The sequence below is a fragment of the Acinetobacter johnsonii genome, from assembly GCF_048551975.1.
Classification (GTDB): domain Bacteria; phylum Pseudomonadota; class Gammaproteobacteria; order Pseudomonadales; family Moraxellaceae; genus Acinetobacter; species Acinetobacter johnsonii_A.
Map to the genome: position 1 here is coordinate 1 of NZ_JBIMCF010000264.1, position 263 is coordinate 263.

Consider the following 263-nt stretch of genomic DNA (forward strand, 5'->3'; position numbering starts at 1 on the left):
GGTCTATTCATCGCTCTGGGTGTTAGGTTTTGATTTTGTGTTGACTGCGGTCATGTTTGGAGGTGTTTAATGAAATCACTTGCAAGTGAGCTGGCAGTCGGCATATTTGTCATTTTATTCGGTATTGCTTTGTTCTTTATTGCGATGCGAGTGAGTGGCCTGGTGGGATCAAATCTCAGTGATCGCTATGAAATGAGTGCAACCTGCGATAACGTAAATGGTTTAAAACCACGTGCGAAAGTGACGATGAGTGGGGTAAAAAT

1 protein-coding gene and 1 pseudogene are annotated in these 263 nt (G+C 43.0%); both read left to right on the top strand.

What is annotated here, in order from left to right:
- Positions 1-70, top strand: a 70-nt coding sequence (locus tag ACG9ZB_RS17445; protein WP_419326867.1) for a hypothetical protein, incomplete at its 5' end; no start/stop codon positions are given.
- Positions 70-263, top strand: a pseudogene (locus tag ACG9ZB_RS17450) (outer membrane lipid asymmetry maintenance protein MlaD); the annotation flags it as partial. The gene ACG9ZB_RS17445 and the pseudogene ACG9ZB_RS17450, both read left to right, overlap by 1 nt.